The 17,814-nt window shown below is 67.9% G+C and carries 15 protein-coding genes; 4 read left to right on the top strand and 11 right to left on the bottom strand.

The features are described from left to right. The 4 genes from ACLJRL_RS21080 to ACLJRL_RS21065 form a co-directional block, all read right to left on the bottom strand. Positions 1 to 223, bottom strand: a 223-nt coding sequence (locus ACLJRL_RS21080; RefSeq protein WP_410657948.1) for a transposase, incomplete at its 3' end; no start/stop codon positions are given. Between the two features lie 44 nt (positions 224 to 267). Then, positions 268 to 630, bottom strand: coding sequence for a hypothetical protein (locus ACLJRL_RS21075; protein ID WP_410657931.1), 363 nt, complete (start codon positions 628 to 630; stop codon positions 268 to 270). Further along, positions 630 to 1,922, bottom strand: a complete 1,293-nt coding sequence (locus ACLJRL_RS21070) for a glycosyl hydrolase family 28-related protein (protein ID WP_410657930.1) — start codon at positions 1,920 to 1,922, stop codon at positions 630 to 632. Before ACLJRL_RS21070 ends, ACLJRL_RS21075 begins: the two co-directional genes overlap by 1 nt. Positions 1,923 to 2,047: 125 nt before the next feature. After that, a complete protein-coding gene (locus ACLJRL_RS21065; protein WP_410657929.1) occupies positions 2,048 to 4,264 on the bottom strand; it encodes a glycosyl hydrolase family 18 protein in 2,217 nt (738 codons plus the stop codon). A 219-nt stretch (positions 4,265 to 4,483) separates the two neighbouring features. On the opposite strand from ACLJRL_RS21065, the gene ACLJRL_RS21060 reads away from it, so the two are divergent. Then, a complete protein-coding gene (locus ACLJRL_RS21060; RefSeq protein WP_410657928.1) occupies positions 4,484 to 5,086 on the top strand; it encodes an RNA polymerase sigma factor in 603 nt (200 codons plus the stop codon). Continuing rightward, entirely contained in the window at positions 5,079 to 5,987 is a 909-nt protein-coding gene (locus ACLJRL_RS21055) for a CU044_5270 family protein (protein WP_410657927.1), read from the top strand. The genes ACLJRL_RS21060 and ACLJRL_RS21055 overlap by 8 nt, the downstream gene beginning before the upstream one ends. Positions 5,988 to 5,991: 4 nt before the next feature. On the opposite strand, the gene ACLJRL_RS21050 is transcribed toward ACLJRL_RS21055, so the two are convergent. After that, positions 5,992 to 6,771 (bottom strand): enoyl-CoA hydratase/isomerase family protein, encoded by a 780-nt coding sequence (locus ACLJRL_RS21050; protein WP_410657926.1) that lies wholly within the window; start codon positions 6,769 to 6,771, stop codon positions 5,992 to 5,994. A 36-nt stretch (positions 6,772 to 6,807) separates the two neighbouring features. Continuing rightward, positions 6,808 to 7,698, bottom strand: a complete 891-nt coding sequence (locus tag ACLJRL_RS21045) for a PaaX family transcriptional regulator C-terminal domain-containing protein (protein WP_410657925.1) — start codon at positions 7,696 to 7,698, stop codon at positions 6,808 to 6,810. Positions 7,699 to 7,846: 148 nt separating this feature from the next. On the opposite strand from ACLJRL_RS21045, the gene ACLJRL_RS21040 reads away from it, so the two are divergent. Beyond that, positions 7,847 to 9,484, top strand: coding sequence for an ABC-F family ATP-binding cassette domain-containing protein (locus tag ACLJRL_RS21040; protein ID WP_410657924.1), 1,638 nt, complete (start codon positions 7,847 to 7,849; stop codon positions 9,482 to 9,484). 28 nt (positions 9,485 to 9,512) lie between these two features. On the opposite strand, the gene ACLJRL_RS21035 is transcribed toward ACLJRL_RS21040, so the two are convergent. The 5 genes from ACLJRL_RS21035 to ACLJRL_RS21015 form a co-directional block, all read right to left on the bottom strand. Next, a complete protein-coding gene (locus ACLJRL_RS21035; RefSeq protein WP_410657923.1) occupies positions 9,513 to 10,352 on the bottom strand; it encodes a carbohydrate ABC transporter permease in 840 nt (279 codons plus the stop codon). Then, on the bottom strand, positions 10,349 to 11,272 hold the full coding sequence (locus ACLJRL_RS21030) for a carbohydrate ABC transporter permease (protein ID WP_410657922.1): 924 nt from the start codon (positions 11,270 to 11,272) through the stop codon (positions 10,349 to 10,351). The genes ACLJRL_RS21035 and ACLJRL_RS21030 overlap by 4 nt, the downstream gene beginning before the upstream one ends. Continuing rightward, a complete protein-coding gene (locus ACLJRL_RS21025) occupies positions 11,254 to 12,531 on the bottom strand; it encodes an ABC transporter substrate-binding protein (protein WP_410657921.1) in 1,278 nt (425 codons plus the stop codon). The genes ACLJRL_RS21030 and ACLJRL_RS21025 overlap by 19 nt, the downstream gene beginning before the upstream one ends. Before the next feature lie 163 nt (positions 12,532 to 12,694). Beyond that, a complete protein-coding gene (locus ACLJRL_RS21020; RefSeq protein WP_410657920.1) occupies positions 12,695 to 14,803 on the bottom strand; it encodes an alpha-galactosidase in 2,109 nt (702 codons plus the stop codon). 536 nt (positions 14,804 to 15,339) lie between these two features. Further along, positions 15,340 to 16,287: a methionyl-tRNA formyltransferase gene (locus tag ACLJRL_RS21015; RefSeq protein ID WP_410657919.1), complete on the bottom strand. Its 948-nt coding sequence runs from the start codon at positions 16,285 to 16,287 to the stop codon at positions 15,340 to 15,342. Positions 16,288 to 16,425: 138 nt separating this feature from the next. On the opposite strand from ACLJRL_RS21015, the gene ACLJRL_RS21010 reads away from it, so the two are divergent. Further along, on the top strand, positions 16,426 to 17,769 hold the full coding sequence (locus ACLJRL_RS21010) for a lysine N(6)-hydroxylase/L-ornithine N(5)-oxygenase family protein (protein ID WP_410657918.1): 1,344 nt from the start codon (positions 16,426 to 16,428) through the stop codon (positions 17,767 to 17,769). Positions 17,770 to 17,814 lie beyond the last annotated feature (45 nt).

The raw sequence follows: 17,814 nt of genomic DNA, 5'->3' as shown, positions 1-17,814 counted from the left end.
CGTCCGCGGTCCACTTCCGCAACCGCTCATGCGCGGTCTTCCACGGCCCATACCGTTCAGGCAGATCACGCCACGGCGCACCTGTGCGCTCATGCCACAGAATCGCGTTGATCACCTGCCGGTGACTGCGCCACCGCCCACCCCGCTGCCCCGTCTCCGCAGGCAACAACGGCGCGATCACCGCCCACGCCTTATCCGTCAGCTCACCACGACCAACCACGATCCATCATCTGCACACGATCATGAGAAAGATCCGCAGGACACGCCCTAGGCGAGTCGCTTCCGCCGCAGCTTGCGCTGGGCCAGATACAGGTTCGGCGGGTTCACCGCCGGGGTCCCGTAGCTCTCGAGCCGAGAGTTCAGCGCACCGCCGAAATCCGGTTTGTCGATCTGCCCGAACTTCCGGACCTCGGAGATGCCCACGGTCGCGCTGGACGGCGCGATGTGGTCGATCTTCACGCATCCCGCCCGCTGGTTCGTCACCGTCACGTTCCAGTGCGCGAACCACGCGCCGTACAGCGGGCCCGCGTCGGCGCTGCCGCCGTGCGCGCCGTCGTTGAGGATCGTCACCTCGGTGCGCACGTTCGCGAACGGGAGACCGCGGTGGGAATCGAACGTCCCGGCTTCCATCACCCCGCGCGACCAGACGTTGCCGCACGAGAGCCCTCGACGTTGATGCCGTGGTGCCCCGAGCCCGGCGTGGGCGGTTCGGTGAACTTGCCGACGGCGAAACCGGAGAACAGGTTGTCGTGGGACTGTTCCCGGGTCGCGTACGAATGGTGCTGCCCGCGGCCGTCGACCCGGGTTCGAGTGAGCGTGACACCCTTGGCGGACACCAACAGGAAGCCGTTATCACTGTCCACAACGGACACATCGTCGGCCCAGCAGTCCCAGGCGCACTGGAACACGAGACCGTTGTAGCCCTTGTCCTTAAGATGCTGCGGGCGCGGCGTTTTGACCATCCGGATGGTCAGGCCTTCGACGCCGGAGCCTGTCACCGGCGTGGCGAACGTCGTCAGCCGCGGTTTCCACTCCGCCCGCGCGTCCAACGGCAGTGGCTGGTCGAACCGGACCTGGCCCCCGCGTACCTCCGCGATCCGCACCGGCCACTGGAACGGCCGGTACGACAGCAGTTTCGTCTTGTCCGACCACTTGTAGGACGTCGTGCCCGGGCCGTCGCCGGACATATGCCGCAGCAGACCGTAGGAGGCGTCGTCGTCGAGCCGCAGCAGCACGCGACGTCCGGCGGTGAGGCCGCGTGCGTTGTCGACGGTGACGGTGAAGTCGCCGCGGCGCGCGGGACGGCTGAGGGCCGCCAGCCGCGTCCCGATCTCGCCGTCGTTGCCGGTCCAGCCTTCTCTCGGCCAGTTCTGGGCCTTGATCGCGTCCACCAGCGGCCGGTACCGGTCACGGTGACAGACCCAGACCAGCCCGCCGGACCAGCTCCACGCGGAGTTGTCGCCCCCGCCGTAACGGCTGCGGTTGATGCCGATGATCTCTTCGAGCGAGCGGGTCGCGTACAACGTCGTCCGCCCGGACCCCTCGCCGCGCAGCACCACGTTGTCGTAGCCGATCTGCACGATGTCGTCGATGCGGTAGGTCCCCGCGGGGACCAGGACCGTGCCGCCGCCCCGGCGGCCGACGTCGGAGATGGCGCGGTTGAGCGCGGGCGCGGCGTCGGCCGAACCGTCCGGTTTCGCGCCGTAGGCCAGGACATCGGCCCGCACCGGGAGCTTGGGCGGGGTCTCGCCGGTGCGGTAGCCGGCGTAGGCGACGTTGGGGAGTTGCGGATGCCGGGACGGGTTCTGGACGAATTCGCGCCACAGCGGCGACTCCGCCGCGGCCGAAGCCGTGCCGCCGGCCAGTGCGTACGCTGCCACGGCACCGGCGCCGGTCAGGAAGTGTCTCCGCTGGATGGTCACGCGGCGACGGTAGGTCGATGACCTGTCCGAGGCCTAGGCGCCGAATGGGGCAACGAGTCCGATAGTCGGCACTGTACAAGGAGAAACCCGGGGTGCCGGTGACAGGCTCCGGCACCCCGGGTTCACTACCGCAGCGAGTTGTCCACTGTGGTCATGAGGGATCCGGTGTCACCCGACATCTCCCAGGCCATGACTCCCAGCAGTCCTCTGGTCTTGAGCCAGGCGATCTTCTGCTGGATGGACCAGGCGTCGTCGAAGGTCCACCATTGCCCGCCGTTGCCCGTGTAACACGCCGTGGCCACGGCCGCGGTGTCGTGCTGGACGGTGCAGTTCGGGACACTGGCCAGGAGATTCGCGTAGCCACGGGTACCTGCTTCCTCGGGGAACTGGCCCGGCGCGGCCCCGGTCGCGCTCTGCCATTCACCGTTCTTCGTGCCGGCCGCGACCCCCTGCCACCCTCGCCCGTAGAAGGCGAGGCCGAGGGTCAGTTTCCGTGGATTGGCCCCGGCATTCGTATAGGCGTTGATCGCCGCCTCCACGCTGAACTTGAAGTTGTACGGGTCGTCCGCGTCGGCGTACAGGTTGCCCTGGTGCCCGGTGCGGTTCGGCTCCCACGAGTTGTCGCTGCCGGAGCCGTGGAAGTCGTAGCCCTGCACGTTGGCGACGTCGAGGTAGTCGAAGATCTTCGGGATTTCCCAGCCGCCGCTCACCTTCGCCGGGTCGGCGGGAGTGAACGCCTGTAGTTCGTACCGCTTGCCGGTGGTGGCGCCATAGGCGTCCATCTGCGTGCGGAACTCGGCGAGCAGCGCGGTCAGGTTCGTCTTGTCGTTGGCGCTCCAGTGGTTTCCGGGATGCCCGTCCGGGCTGCCCGGCCATTCCCAGTCGATGTCGATGCCGTCGAAGATGCCCGCGGCCGTTCCTGGCCCGCCGGCGCCGCCGTACGCCTTGACGTTGCCCTTCAAATACGTGTCGATGCACGAGGCGACGAACTTCTGCCGCGACGCGGGAGTCGCCGCGACGTCGGAGAAGTACTTCGAGTAGGTCCAGCCGCCCAAGGAGATGAGGACCTTCAGGTTGGGGTTCTTGACCTTGAGCTTCTTCAGCTGGTTGTAGTTGCCGCGCAACGACTCCCAGCCGGTGTCGCCGACGCCGTCGACGGACTGGGCCGCCGACATCGGCCTTGAGTAGTCGGCTTCCGCGTCGCCCGCGCCGTCACCCTGGTTCGGGTCCTGGGGATTGGACGTCGTTCCCTTGGTGACACCCGAAAGGCAGGTGTGGTTGACCGGGTCGATGTTGCCGAAGGCGTAGAGCAGATGGGTCAGCTTGCTCGCCGATCCGTTGGTGACCAGGTTCTTGACGAAGAACTGGCGGCCGTAGATACCCCACTGGACGAAGTAGCCGACCCGGGCGTACCCGTTCACGATGTCGCCGGTGCGAGCGCTGACGGCGGCGCTCGCCGCGGAGACGTTGTCGTACCCGTCACGGGCTTTGACCGTGAAAGAGTACGAAGTGGACGGTGAAAGCCCGCTCACCGTCGCGGTCGTCCCGGCCACCGTGGTGACGAGGACCGCGCCGCGGTAGACGTCGTAGGAGACGACGCCGGTGTTGTCGGTGGACGCGTTCCACGCGAGGGAGACCGAGCCCGCCGTGACGGCGGTCGAGCGGAGGTTCGACGGCGCTGTCGGCGCCTGGGTGTCGTCGCCCGGGTTGTTGGTGGTCACCGCGAGCGCCGGGGTGGGCGGGGACTTGGCGTCCTTCCGGTCCTTGGCGACGACGGTGAAGCTGTAGGCCGTGTTCGGCGTCAGCCCGGTGATCCGTGCTTCGGTGCCGGTGACCGACGCCGCCAGCGTGGTGCCCTGGTAGACGTCGTAGCCGGTGACGGGCAGCGAACCCGGTGCGGCCGCGTTCCAGGCCAGCGCGGCGGTCGTGGTCGTCTTGGCCACGAGGCGCAGGTTGGCCGGGGTCGACGGCGGGGCGTCGCCCGACCCGTCACAGTTGGCGTCGTCGATCCGGCACGTGGTCGGGTTGACCGCTGTGCTGAGCCGGAAGGACGGGCTGTACGGGTAGGTCGAACGGCCCGGCGCGAGGGATTTGATGTAGTACGCCGGGACGAGGGTGACCTGGTTGCCCGATTGGGAGACCGTGGCGTTGGAACCGCTTGTGGCGGTCACGCCGGCGGGGACGGTGAAGGTGATGGACCAGTCGGCGACGGTTTCGCTGCTGGGGTTCGTGACGGTGTACTCACCGGTGGTCCCGGTCAGGGTGAAGGCGGCGCGGAGGCGGCCCGCCGCCATCGCCGGAGTACCCGCGGCCACGAGTAGCCCGGCTGCGAGGAGTGTCACGGCGAGTGCGCTGAGTAGTCGTTTTCTGGTGCGTCTCATGGCGGTTCTCTCCAAAAGAGGCGGCGAGACTGACCTGTGCTGAACTGGCGCGTGTGGTCTAGACCACACTTGAATGTAGCGCGGCTCGCATAAAAGGTCTAGACCGATTCGTCGGTCGTGAACCTGTTCGGCCCCGGATGCGGACAACAAGTGACACTGACGGACGGCGAAGGGCGGTTCATGAGCTCATCTTGGGCGGATCCGGGGGATCTGGACGACGCGGAGCTGATCGCGAGGTCGGTGACAGCGCCCGAGTGGTTCTCCGCGATCTTCGACCGGCATGCCGCGCACATCCACCGCTACCTGGTCAGACGCGTCGGCCCGGCCGCCGCGGAGGACGCGCTGGGGGAGACGTTCCTGGTGGCGTTCCGCAAACGCGAGGGGTACGACACCGAGCGCCGCGAGGCCCGGCCTTGGCTCTACGGGATCGCGACCAACCTCGTGGCGCAGCGGCGCCGTGACGAGGTCAGGGAGCTGAAGCTCCGGGAAGCTCTCGGCCCGTCACTCGACGAGGAAGGGCACGCCGAGCGTGTCGCCGATCAGGTGACGGCCGAGGCGATGGGGAAACTGCTGGACTCCGCGCTGGCGGAGCTCGCGGACGGCGACCGGGACACGCTCACGCTGTTCGCGGGGGAAGGCCTGAGCTACGAGGAAGTGGCCGCGGCGTTGGACATCCCGCTCGGCACCGTCCGCTCGCGGCTCAACCGCGCCCGCCGGAAGGTCCGGGAAGCGCTGGGGCGCCCGGGCATCACGACTTCGAAGGAGATCGCCAACCATGGATGAGCTGAAGCTGATCGCCGAGCGGACGGACTCGGTGCCACTCGCGGAATCCGCCGCGCTCGCCGCGGCCCGCGCGCGATTGATGGCCGAGGTCGCCGCCGCCAAGACGGAAAACGTGGTGCCGCTGGAAAAACGGCGGCGCTGGGTCTGGACCGGGGTAGGGGCGACAGGTCTGGCCGCGGCCATCACCGCCGTCGTAGCGCTCACCCCGGTCGGCCTGGAACCGCCCGCGGCCACGGCGGATCCCGGGGCCGTGCTGCGCAGTGCCGCCGCGGCCGCGCTGAAGGCACCGGACACACCGCCGAAACCAGACCAATTCATCTACACGAAGACCAAGCAGCCCGACGGCGAGCGGGAATCGTGGATTTCGGCGGACGGTACCCACGACGGGATGATCAAGATGGCGGACGGAAGTTCCTTCCCGCTTCCGGGCTGCCGGAACGGGCAGGCGCAGGCGTACAAGGGCGAGGAGCCGCTCAAGGGTGTCACGGAGCCGTGCACGCCACGGCCCGGCTACCGGGTGGATCTCCCCACCGACGCCGACGCGATGTTCGCCCACCTCAACGCCGACAATGCCGACCACAGCGGTGAAAAGGGCGACTACAACGCGATGGGCAAGGATGTCGTCGCGCTGGCGAACGAGACCTACCTTCCGCCCGCCGTCCGGGCGGCCCTGTTCCGCGCGGCGGCCAAGGTGCCCGGCCTGCGCGCCGTCGACCACGCCAAGGACGGGGCGGGCAGGCCCGGTGTGGGCATCACCTGGCCGCTCAGGCCGGAGGACGACCCCAAGGTGGCGAAACCGGAAATGATCGTCTTCACCGCGGACACGTTCCTGTACCTGGGCGGGAATGGGACGGCGGTGACCGCGTCCGGCGTGGTGGACGCGGTCGGTCAGCGGCCGTAGCGGATCAGCGGCCGGTGAAGGTCGCCTTGCCGGGGCCGTCGGCGAGGAACGACTTCACCGCGCCGCGCAGGTCCTCGGTCTCGAAGAGTCCGGCGGCGATCGTCGTGATGTGCTCGTTCGCCTCGGCGACGCCGCCGTGCTCGTAGTGCTCGATGACCTTCTTGGTGGCCGCGTGCGCCCGGGTCGGCCCCTGCGCGAGGTCGGTCGTGAAGGCGCGCGCGGCCTCGTCGAATCCGTCCACCGGAAGTACGCGGTTCACCACGTTCCAGCGTTCGAGTGTCGCGGCGTCGTAGGTCGCGCCGGTCATCACGAACTCCTTGGCGCGGCCGACGCCGGCGCGGGCCGCGAGGCGCTGGGTGCCGCCCATCGTCGGGGTCAGGCCGACGACCCGTTCGACGAGCCCGAACTTCGCCTTCTCACTCGCCAGGATGATGTCGCAGGCGACCGCGACCTCGAAGGCCCAGGTCAGGCACAGGCTGTGCGCGGCGAAGACGGTGGGGAACGGAAGCGCGGCGATCCGGTCGGGGATCGCCAGCATCTTGTCGAAGAGCACCTTCGCCTCGGCGGGGGAGGTTTGCGCGTCGAACAGCGAGACGTCGACCCCGCCGCTGACGATCTTTCCCTCGGCGCGAATCAGGAGCGCCCGCGGTGGCGTGGCCTCCAGTTCGCCGATCGCCTCGCCCAGCTCGTCCTGGAGTTCCGCGGTGTAGAGGTTCAGCGGCGGGGAGTCGATGGTCAGGACGGCGAGGCCGTCCGCGTGGTCCAGGCGGATCGAGGTGGCCAAGGCGGGTTCCCTCCGGAGAGATCGTTTTCCGCGACCCTAGCCGGAGGTGGCCGCGAGTTCGTCCCATTGGGCCTGTGCTTCTGGTCGCCATTCGACGTGCTGGCGGTGGAAGAGGTCCGCCGCGCGCACGCCGCTCCAACCGTCCGGGAGAAGTTTCAGCGGAAGCCGTGGATCCAGGAACGGGAAGCTGCGCCATTCGTGGACCAATTCGGTCTGCGAACGCAGGACACCGTGTTCACCCGAAGGGCGTGAACCGGTGAAACGGTCGATGAAATCCTCGTAGCGGTCCTTGAGTTCGCTGAGATCCCACGAGCGCGCGACCATCGTCTCCTGGTCGCCGATGTCGCCATACGCGGCCGCGAAGGACATTGCCTGTGCGTCCAGGCCGAGTTCCTGCACGATCTGCTGGGCTTCCCGCTGCCGGCTGAGATCCGGGCTGACCCAGACACCCGCCACCGGGGAACCGAAACCGGCCCAGGTCAGCCGCGTGCGCAGCCGGTGCCGCAGATCCCGTTTCGCTTCGGGGACCGAGACGATCAGCATCAGCCAATGGCCGTCCCAGGCTCTTTCGTCGTTGCCGAAGGCGTAGATCCGTTCCGCGCCTTCGGTCAGGAGACGCCGGCCCGGCGGGGTCAGCGACCAGCGCACCCGGCGGCCGACGCGTTCGGAAATGACCCAGCCCTCGGCCGACGAGCGGGCCAGTGCCTGCCGGGCGGACTTCTCCTCGATGTCCAGCACTCGCAGTGCCTCGACCAGCGTCGACGTCCAGACCGCTTGGTCGCGGGGGAGGACGTATTCGCCGAGGACGGTCATCAGGAGCGAGCGCGCGCTCGCGTGACTGACTTCGCGCCGCCTACTCATCGTCGGCCTGCGGGTACCGCCTTTCTGCTGGTGGACGACGGGGACCGGGGTGGCGGAGTCCGCCATTTGCTGTCACCGACCTCAATGCTCGGGGGGATTCGTTCGGGTCGAGAAGAACAACGACTTTACCCACGTTCCGTGATCGGTTGGATACTTGACACTCTTCCGAGGGACCACGGGTGTTCAACCGGGCGCCCGTAGACTCGCTCATCTCATGAGCGCCACACTCGTTGCCAAGGAACTCGCCGCCGGTCACGGCGATCGTGTCCTCTTCTCCGGTCTGGATCTGGTCGTCGCACCCGGCGAGGTCATCGGCCTCGTCGGGGTCAACGGCGCGGGCAAGTCGACGCTGCTGCGGACCTTGGGCGGACTGGTTCCGCCCGAGGAGGGCAGTGTCCGGCTGAACCCGCCGACGGCCACCGTCGGTCATCTCCCGCAGGAGCCGGAACGGCGGCCCGGCGAATCCGTCCGCGCGTTCCTGGCGCGCCGCACCGGTGTCACCGCCGCGCAGGCCGAACTCGACGCCGCCACGGAAGCGCTCACCGCGGGCGAACCGGGAGCCGACGACGCCTACGCGACCGCGCTCGACCGCTGGCTCGCACTCGGTGGGGCCGACCTGGACGACCGCGCGGGCGAGGTCGTCGCGGAACTGGGCCTCACGGTCAGCCTCGACCAGCCGATGCTGTCGCTGTCCGGCGGCCAGGCGGCGCGGGCGGGGATGGCGTCGCTGCTGCTGAGCCGCTACGACATCTTCCTGCTCGACGAGCCGACCAACGACCTCGATCTCGACGGCCTGGAACGGCTGGAGCGGTTCGTGACCGGGCTGCGCGCCGGCACGGTGCTCGTCAGCCACGACCGGGAGTTCCTCGCCCGCACGGTGGACCGCGTCGTCGAACTCGACTTCGCGCAGCAACAGGTACGGACCTACGGCGGCGGCTACGAGTCCTATTTGGAGGAACGCGCCGTCGCGCGGCGGCACGCCCGCGAGGAGTACGACGAGTACGCGAACACGAAGGCGTCGCTCGAGTCCCGTGGCGCGATGCAGCGTTCGTGGATGGAGAAGGGCGTGAAGAACGCCCGGCGCAAGGCCCCCGACAACGACAAGGTGGGCCGCAAGTTCCGCAGCGAGGCGACGGAGAAGCAGGCGTCCAAGGCCCGGCAGACCGACCGCATGATCGAGCGGCTCGACGTCGTCGAGGAACCGCGCAAGGAATGGGAACTGCGGATGGAGATCACGGCGGCGCCCAGGGCGGGCGCGGTCGTGGCGACCCTGCGCGGGGCGGTGGTGCGGCGGGAAGAGTTCACCCTCGGCCCGGTGGACCTGCAGATCGACTGGGCGGACAAGGTCGCGATCACCGGGGCCAACGGCGCCGGGAAGTCGACGCTGCTCGCGGCCCTGCTCGGCCGGCTCCCGCTCGACGAGGGCGGCGGATCGCTCGGTTCCGGCGTCGTGGTCGGCGAGGTCGATCAGGCGCGGAAGCTGTTCCTCGGCGATCTTCCCTTGGCTGACGCCTTCGCTCGCGAGGTTCCGGAACTGCCCGACGCCGAGGTGCGGACGTTGCTGGCGAAGTTCGGCTTGAAGGCTGCGCACGTCCTGCGGTCGGCGGCCACGCTGTCGCCGGGGGAGCGGACCCGGGCGGCGCTCGCGCTGCTGCAGGCGCGCGGCGTGAACCTGCTGGTGCTCGACGAGCCGACCAACCACCTGGACCTGCCGGCGATCGAGCAGCTGGAGGCGGCGCTCGCGGAGTATCCGGGAACGCTGCTGCTGGTGACGCACGATCGGCGGATGCTCGACGCGGTGGCGACGACGCGTCGGCTCGAGGTCGCCGACGGAAAGGTCACCGAGTCCTGAGCGATTAGAGGACTAACTGCGGAGTGGGTCAGCCCTTGGTCGCGCCGCCGGTGAGCCCCTTCACGAACTGCTTCTGCAACGCCAGGTAGAAGATCAGCACCGGCAGCGTCGCCAGGAACATCAGCGCGAACACGCTCCCGAGGTCCGCCTGATACTGGCCGATGGAGCGGTAGATACCCGTGGTGATCGTCGTGCCCTGACTGGGGCCGAGGATGATCAGCGGGTCGATGAAGTCGTTCCAGATCCACACCCCGAGGAAGATCAGCACACTGGCCGTGGCGGGCCGCAGCAGCGGGAACACGATCCGCCAGAACACCTGCATCCGGTTGGCCCCGTCGAGCAACGCCGCTTCCTCGAGTTCCACCGGCACCCCGCGGATGAAGCCGGTGAACACGAAGACCCCGAACGGCACGTAGTACCCGACGTTGAACAGGACCAGACCCTGCAGCGTCGCCATCATCCCGGTCAGCCGCAGCACTTCGGTGACCGGGATCAGGATCACCTGCGGCGGGATCATCAAGCCCGCCAACAGGATCAGCGCGAGCACCTGGGTCCACCGCTTTCGCGAACGGGCCAGATAGTGCCCGAGCATGGCGGAAAGCACGGTCAGCACGAGGATCGACAGCAGCGTGACGAGCATGCTGTTCGCCAGGCTCACCCAGAACAGCCCGTCCGGCCGGGTCAGCACGGCGTGGATGTTGGCCGCCGTCGGTGGCAGCGGGACCGACGACGGCTCCCTGGCGATCAGGTCGCCGGGTTTGAACACGTTGACGAGCACGTAGTACAGCGGCACGAAGAAGAGCGCGCTCACCAGGATCGCGACGGCGGGCCGCAGCCACGAACGCCGCGAACCGTCCTTTGTGGTCACAGGTCGACCTCCCGCCCGCGCAGGAATCGCAGGACGATCGTGGTCAGGGTCGCGACGATCACCAGCATCACCACGGCCATCGCGGACGCGTACCCGACATGGTTGGCATCGAGGCCCGTCGCGAGGACGTTGAACGCGAGGGTGGCGGTGGTCCCCGAACCCGGGCCGCCGTTGGTGACGACCTTGACGTAGTCGTAGGTCTTGAACGCCGAGATCAGCAGGACGACCGTGTTGATGGTCAGCGACGGCGCCAGCAGCGGCCAGGTCACCGCGCGGAACCGCCGGACCGGTCCGGCGCCGTCGATCTCCGCCGCTTCGAGCAGCTCGGCCGGGATGCCTTGCAGCCCGGCGAGGTAGACGACCACGCAGAAGCCCAGCATCTGCCAGCACACGATCGACGCGACCGAGTAGAGCGCGATGTCCGGATCGGACAGCCAGCCCGGCGGATGTTCGACGCCGAGCGCGCGCAGGACGTCGTTGAGCGGCCCCTGGTCGTCGAGCAGCTTGGTCCAGATGATGCTGACCACGACCGAGCTGAGGATCACCGGCGTGAAGAACACGCTCCGCAGAACGTTGTACAGCCAGCCTTTCCGGTCCAACAGCAGTGCGACACCGAGGCCGAGCACGTTCGGCACGACGACCACGATCACGGTGAGGATCGTGGTGACCCACAGCGCGTTCAGGAACTGTTCGTCCTGGAACAGGAGTACATAGTTGTCGAAGCCGATGTACTCCGACGGAGGGTTGAACGGATTGTGGTTCGTGAGGCTGTAGCCGACGCTGATGAGGATCGGCGCCATCACGAAGCAGAGGTAGATGAGCACGCCGGGAGCGCCGAACGAGGCGAAATGCCACACCCGCGGCAGGATCGGTTTTCTTCTGCGGACGTCGGTCGCCAAGGTCAGCGTGCCTTCGTCCACTCGGCGTCCAAGAACGCGCAGGCGTCGGCCACCGGCTTGCGGCCGGTGATCACGTCCTGGGCGGCCTGGTAGACCTTGTCCTTCATACCCGGCAGGAGCCCGTCGTCCGCGGTCTCCCAGCTGAACGCGTTGACGACAGCGTTCTTCTCGACGGCCTCCTTGTAGAGGTCGTAGCCGGCCTTGAACACCGGGCCGACGTCGGACGGAGGCGTGTAGCCCTTGATCGCAGGGAAGAGCCCGTCGGCCTTGACCGAGGCGTCGATCTGCTCCTTGTCGAGCTGGAACGCCAAGGCGAACTTCCTTGCCGCGTCGAGGTTCGGCGACTTGGCGTTCACGACGATGCCGCCGCCGGTGTAGGCCGGTACGACGAGTTTCCCGTCGTCGGAAGGGAAGTTGAAGACGCCGATGTCGAACGCGGGCTTCTTGGCGTCGGCGCTGGCGGCGAACCAGTTGCCCATCGGGTACATCGCGCCTTCGCCGTTCAGGAACGCCGCCTCGGTCGCGGAATAGTCTCGTGAGACCTGGGTCTTGTCGAGGTAACCCTTGGCGACAAGGTCGGCGAACTTGCCGAAAGCCTGCTGGAAGGCGGGATCGGCGAACTTGACCTGGTCGGCCCGGCGCCGGGACAGCCAGTCCGGGGTCTTGCCGTAGACGTCGACGCTGATCACGCCGTCCAGCAGCATCGCGGACGGGAAGCCCTCCTTGCCGCCGCCGATGGTGAACGGCGTGATGCTCTTCGCCTTCAGTTTCTCCGCCGCGGCACGGAGATCCGCCCACGTGGCCGGGGGCGCGGTGATCCCGGCGTCGGCGAAGAGCTTCTTGTTGTAGTAGATCGGCGGGATGGTCTGGGTATTGGCGGGCAGCTGGTGGTGCCCGCCCTTGATCGGGTTGGCGCCGGGGAACTGGAATTCCTTGAGTTCTTCGGGTGTCCAGGCGTAGAGGTTGCCCGATTCGGCGAATCCCGCCGAGTCGACGGCGATCGCGACGTCGGGGAACTGACCGGACTGCAGCAGTTGCTTGGCGTACCCGGTGCGGTCGGTCGACGGGGCGACGAGCTTCTTGACGGAGATGCCCGGGTTCTTGTCGGTCACCCGCTTGATGGCCGAATCCCAGTACGACGGCGGAAGGTTCGGCGTTTCGAAGGTCAGGAAGGAGATTTCCGTGCCGCCGCCCGAATTACCGGAGCTGCCGCCGACGGTGCAGGCGGTGAGGCTCGCGGCGGCGAGCAGCACCGCTCCCCACGCGAAAGACCTTCTCATGCCCCAGCCACCCTTCTCGCGGTCGCCGGACCGGCGATGCACGACGTCTCATATACGACGGCATTCGATCGGATGTCTAGGGTGATGTCAAGCGGTCGATCCGGCTCCGACTGGGACGAATCGCGCGAGACATCCGATCTCTAAGGGCGTCCAGAGGGTGCGCTCAGAGCTTGGTCAACCGGATGAGGGCGCTGGCGAAATCGCCGTCCGGCAGGCCCGGGAGCAGGCCATGCGCCAGCAGTGCGGCCCCGTGCCACACCTTCCCGGTGTCCGCGTCGCGGTACCTGGCGGCGACGTCCAGGCCGCCGAGCCGGATCGGTCGTTCGGGAGCGTGGAAATGTGCCGCTTGCCGGAACACGAACACGACCGTGCTTCCGTCGTCGGCCGCCACGTACTGCAGCGCGGTGACCCCGTCGGTCTCCGGCGGAACGAGCCGGTGCAGCCGCCCGTGCTGGACGACCGGCCGGATCTCCTTGTACAGCGCGATCTGCTCGCGGGCGTACTCGAGGTCCTCCTCGGGCCAGCCGACGATGTCGCCACCGATCCCGAGCACACCCGCCATCGCGACGTGGAACCGGAACCGCAGCGGAGTGGTGCGGTGCGTGACGAAGTTGGGATCGTCGGTGACCCACGCCGACATCGCGCGCGCCGGGTACACCTGTCCGTAGCCGTGCTGGATGACGAGCCTGTCGAGCGCGTCGGTGTTGTCGGAAGTCCAGACCTGATCCGTTCTGGCCATGATGCCGAAGTCGATCCGCCCGCCGCCGCCGCTGCACGCCTCGATCCGCAACCCGGGATGGCCGGCGCGCAGGCGGTCCAAGATCGCGTAGACCGCGTGGGTGTGCTCCACCCAGAGCCGGTCCGGGTCGCCGTCGGTGGGCCAGCCGGCTTCGCTGAAGGGGCGGTTCATGTCCCACTTCAGGAAGTCGATCCCGTGCTCGCCGACCAGTGAATCGAGCCAGCCGTGCGCCCATCCGGCGACATCGGGGCGCGCGAAGTTGAGCACCAGCTGCTGCCGGAGTTCGGACCGTGTCCGATGTGGATGGTGCAGGACCCAGTCCGGATGTGCGCGGTAGAGATCGCTGTCGGGGTTGACCATCTCGGGTTCGACCCAGAGCCCGAACTTCATCCCGAGTCGGTGCACCTGATCGACCAGCGGTTTCAGGCCGTCGGGGAAGCGATCGCGGTTGACCTGCCAGTCACCGAGCCCGGCGTGGTCGCCGGTCCGGGCGCCGAACCAGCCGTCGTCCATGACGAACAGTTCGACGCCGAGCGTCGACGCCTTCTCCGCCAGAGAGCGCTGCCCGGCTTCGGTGACGTCGAAACCCGTTGCCTCCCAGGAGTTGTAGAGCACCGGCCGGAGTTCGCCGGGATGCGGAAGGACATGGTCGAGCGTGTACGAATGCCAGGCCCGGCTCGCGGCGCCGAACCCGCCTTCGGTGTACAGCCCGGCGAACACGGGTGTGGTGACGGTGTCGCCCGGGGCGAGCCGGGGGACCACGCCGTCCTGGCCGGACCCGCCGGTGACGGTGAGGCGGCCGGTGGAGGACCTGGTGGTGGTGATCCGCCACGACCCACTCCAGGCGAGCGCGGCACTGAAGACCTCGCCGTGACGTTCGGTCGTCTCGCCGTCGTCGAGCATCACCCACGGGTTGGCGTGATGGCTGGTGATGCCGCGTCGGCTGCCGAACGTGACTTCGCCGTGGGGGACCGGTTCGCGCAGGAGCTGGCTCTCCGCGGCCCAGCGGCCGGTGACGTGACTGATCCGGTAGCCGGGCCGGACCGGCAGGACCCAGGTCGCCGAGTCGGACCGGATGACCTCGATGGCGTCTTCGGTGCCGTCGTTGGTGAGTTCGATCCAGCGTTCGATGACGTCGGTGCCAGGCGGGACGCGGTAGTTCAGCGTGATCGACAGCGGGTAGTGGCGGTCGCGGAAGCGCAGCCGCAGCCGCTCCTCCCCGTCGATCTCGTGGGAGAGATACCGCCACTCCAGCGCCCGGGTGCCGTCGGCGAACCGGACCTGCAGGGCGGGAGTCCAGTAACGGGTGCCGCCGTCGACGGCGAGTTCGTCGAGACCCTCGTTGGGATCGTTGAAAGCGTCCCAGCGCTGCCCGGTCTCGGGGATGAGGTCGCTGACCTGGTCGCGGGTGAGCGCCGGGCCCCAGTAGACGTGACTCGGCGTGTCGTCCTCGGTCAGCCGTAGCGCGTAACTCGTGGCCGCCGTGCGGATCAGCCACGAGCGCGTGTCCTCGTCGAAAACGATCTCAGCCACGGCGCCCCCGCTTCGGTCCGGTGATGACGTGGATCATCCTGGCGCGAACCGGGGGCTGGGGCCAGAGGGCGGGGTGCCGCCAGTTAGCTGCTCCGCTGAGGCAGGCCATGCCGCGAAAGCCACTTTCGGGGCATGGCCTGCCCTGAAAGTGGCTTTCGCGGCATCCGCGACCTCGGTCGGTCCAGCGGGTCATGAGTGGCGATTCGGGTTCTCGTGAGGGGTAAGGCCAAGGTGGCGTATTCGGGCAAGTTGGTGGCCCGGGTGGCGCGGCACCGCACTCACGTGATCAGAGACGGATCTCGCGTGATCAGACGCCGTACACACGAGTGCGGCATCCAGACACGTGAGTTCCGTGCCCGATCACGCGAGTCACGCCTTTTCGTGTGTGTCGGTCATGGCGCCTCCCGCGGCGAGTGTTCCCAGTCACACCGGGGCCCGCAAGCACCTCCAGCGTGTGTTGCTACTCGATGTAACGGCGCCCTTCGCGAGAACTAATCGGTCTCGCGATGACTTTTCTCCCGGCCCGAAGCGCCAGGTCAGGGGCGGCTGGTGAGGTACCCGCCCATGGTGCGGAAGTACTCGGTCGCGGCGAGTTCGGTGCCGTCTTCGGTCCGGACGCGCTCGATGACGAGGCCGTGCGAGCGGCCGCGGCGTGACTCGGGACCGGCGACGATCACCACGCCGTCACCCTCACGGATGAAGATCCGGCCCGGCGTGCCGCCGTAGTGACCCACGGACACCGAGGAACGGACGATCCGGACTCGCTTCCCGCGGTGGTGGGTGAACGCGTTCGGGTACGGGTCGGACTGCGCCCTGACCAGCCGCTCGATCTCGTCGGCCGGCCAGGTCCAGTCGATGAGGCTGTCCTCGTCGGCCCGCTTGTGGAAGAAGCTGGCCTTCGCCCTGTCCTGTTTGACCGGTGTGTAGTCCCCGCTCTGGATCAGCTCGATGGCGTCCGTCGTGATCGGCGCGATCAGGTCGACGGTCCGGTGGAAGAGGTCGGTCGTCGTGTCCTTCGGTCCCACTGGGACGGACCGCTGCAGCACGATGTCCCCGGCGTCCAGATCGGCGTCCATCAGGTGGGCGGTGACACCCACTTCCGGCTCACCGTTGATGAGTGCCCAGATGAGCGGCGAAAAACCGGCGTAGGCCGGGAGTAGCGAGTCGTGCACGTTCAGCGTTCCGTGGCGCGGCATCTCGAAGATTTCGGGCGGCAGCCAGGTACGCCAGTTGTTGGCGACGATCAGATCGAGATCGGCTTCTTTCAGCTCCGCGAGCAATTCCGCGTCGTCGGGCCGCTGGCGCAGCAGCGCGCGGATGCCGTTGGCCTCGGCGAGGTCCGCGACCGAGTCCGACCAGATCTTTTCGTAAGCGTGGTCACTCTTCGGGTGGGTGACCACGAGGGCGACGTCGTGGCCTGCGTCGATCAAAGCCCGCAGGGTGCGGTGTCCCCAGGTCTGGTATCCGAACATGGCGACCCGCATGGGACCGGCCTCCTCCTGGTCAAGGGATGAACATCACCACTGAAAGTACTAGTTGAGCCTCACCTAACTTAGGTTAGGGTTCCCTTGATTCTTATAACGAAGTACCGAGATGCGGCTGAGCCGCGCTAGGGGTTCAAGATGGCACGAGCAGTGGTCGGTGAACGGGTTCCGGTCTACGACGTGGTCGGGATCGGGTTCGGACCGTCGAACCTGGCGCTCGCGATCGCCCTCACCGAGCACAATGCCGCGCCGGACGCCGAGACCGTGACCGCTCACTTCCTCGAGCGGCAGGTCCGTTTCGGCTGGCATCGCGGGATGTTGCTCGACAACGCCACCATGCAGGTCTCGTTCCTCAAGGACCTGGCCACGATGCGGAACCCGACGAGCTCGTTCAGCTTCCTGTCCTACCTGCACAGCAAGGACAGGCTGGTCGACTTCATCAACCACAAGAACCTCTTCCCGCTGCGGATCGAGTTCCACGACTACTTCGAGTGGGCCGCGGCGAAGGTCGACGACCTGGTCTCCTATGGCACGGAAGTGCTTTCGGTCACGCCCGTCTTCGACGGCGAGGAGATCGTGTACTTCGACGTCCACGCCCGGACCGACGGCGAACTGGTGGACCTGCGTGCCCGCAACCTGGTGATGGCCACCGGACTGCGGCCGAATCTGCCCGACGGTGTGACGCCGGGCACCCGGGTCTGGCACAACAGCGAACTGCTGCACCGCGTCGAGAAGATGGACCCCGAGACCGCGCGCCGCTTCGTCGTCGTCGGTGCCGGCCAGAGCGCTGCGGAGGTCAGCGCGCTGCTGCACGACCGTTTCCCGCGGGCCGAGGTGTGCGCGGTGTTCGCGCGCTACGGCTACAGCCCGGCCGACGACAGCGCGTTCGCCAACCGCATCTTCGACCCCGAGGCCGTCGGGCGTTTCTACGAGGCGCCGGAAGCGGTCAAGGAGCGCCTGATGCGTTACCACGGCGCGACGAACTACTCGGCCGTGGACATCGAGCTCATCGACGAGCTGTACCGCCGCGTCTACCGCGAGAAGGTGCAGGGGGTCGAGCGGCTGAAGCTGCTCAACGTCTCCCGGCCGACCGAGGTCACCGACACAGGCTCCGAGGTACGGGTCACCATCGAGGCGCTGGAGACCGGCGAGCTGACCCGGCTCGACGCCGATTTCGTCGTCTACGCCACCGGATACAGCCCGGCCGACCCGACGCCGTTGCTCGGCGAGCTGGCCGCGGCCTGCCTGCGGGACGAAGAGGGCAGGCTGCGTGTCGAACGCGACTACCGGATCGTCACCGAGCCGCCGCTGGACGGCGGGATCTACCTCCAGGGCGGGACCGAGCACTCCCACGGCATCACGTCGTCGTTGCTGTCCAACACGGCCGTCCGTGTCGGCGAGATCCTGCAGTCCATTGTGGACCGTCGCGCCGCGGACGCGTCCCGGCCCGAGTACGCGGTGAGCGGCACCGGGCCCGCCTGACCGGTGATCCCCGCACGACGTTCCACACCCATTACTCCCGGTGGA

The organism is Amycolatopsis sp. lyj-112, assembly GCF_046549055.1.
In the GTDB taxonomy this organism is placed as follows: domain Bacteria; phylum Actinomycetota; class Actinomycetes; order Mycobacteriales; family Pseudonocardiaceae; genus Amycolatopsis.
Note: the sequence above shows the minus strand (reverse complement) of the source record. Positions and strands in the feature narration are given on the sequence as shown.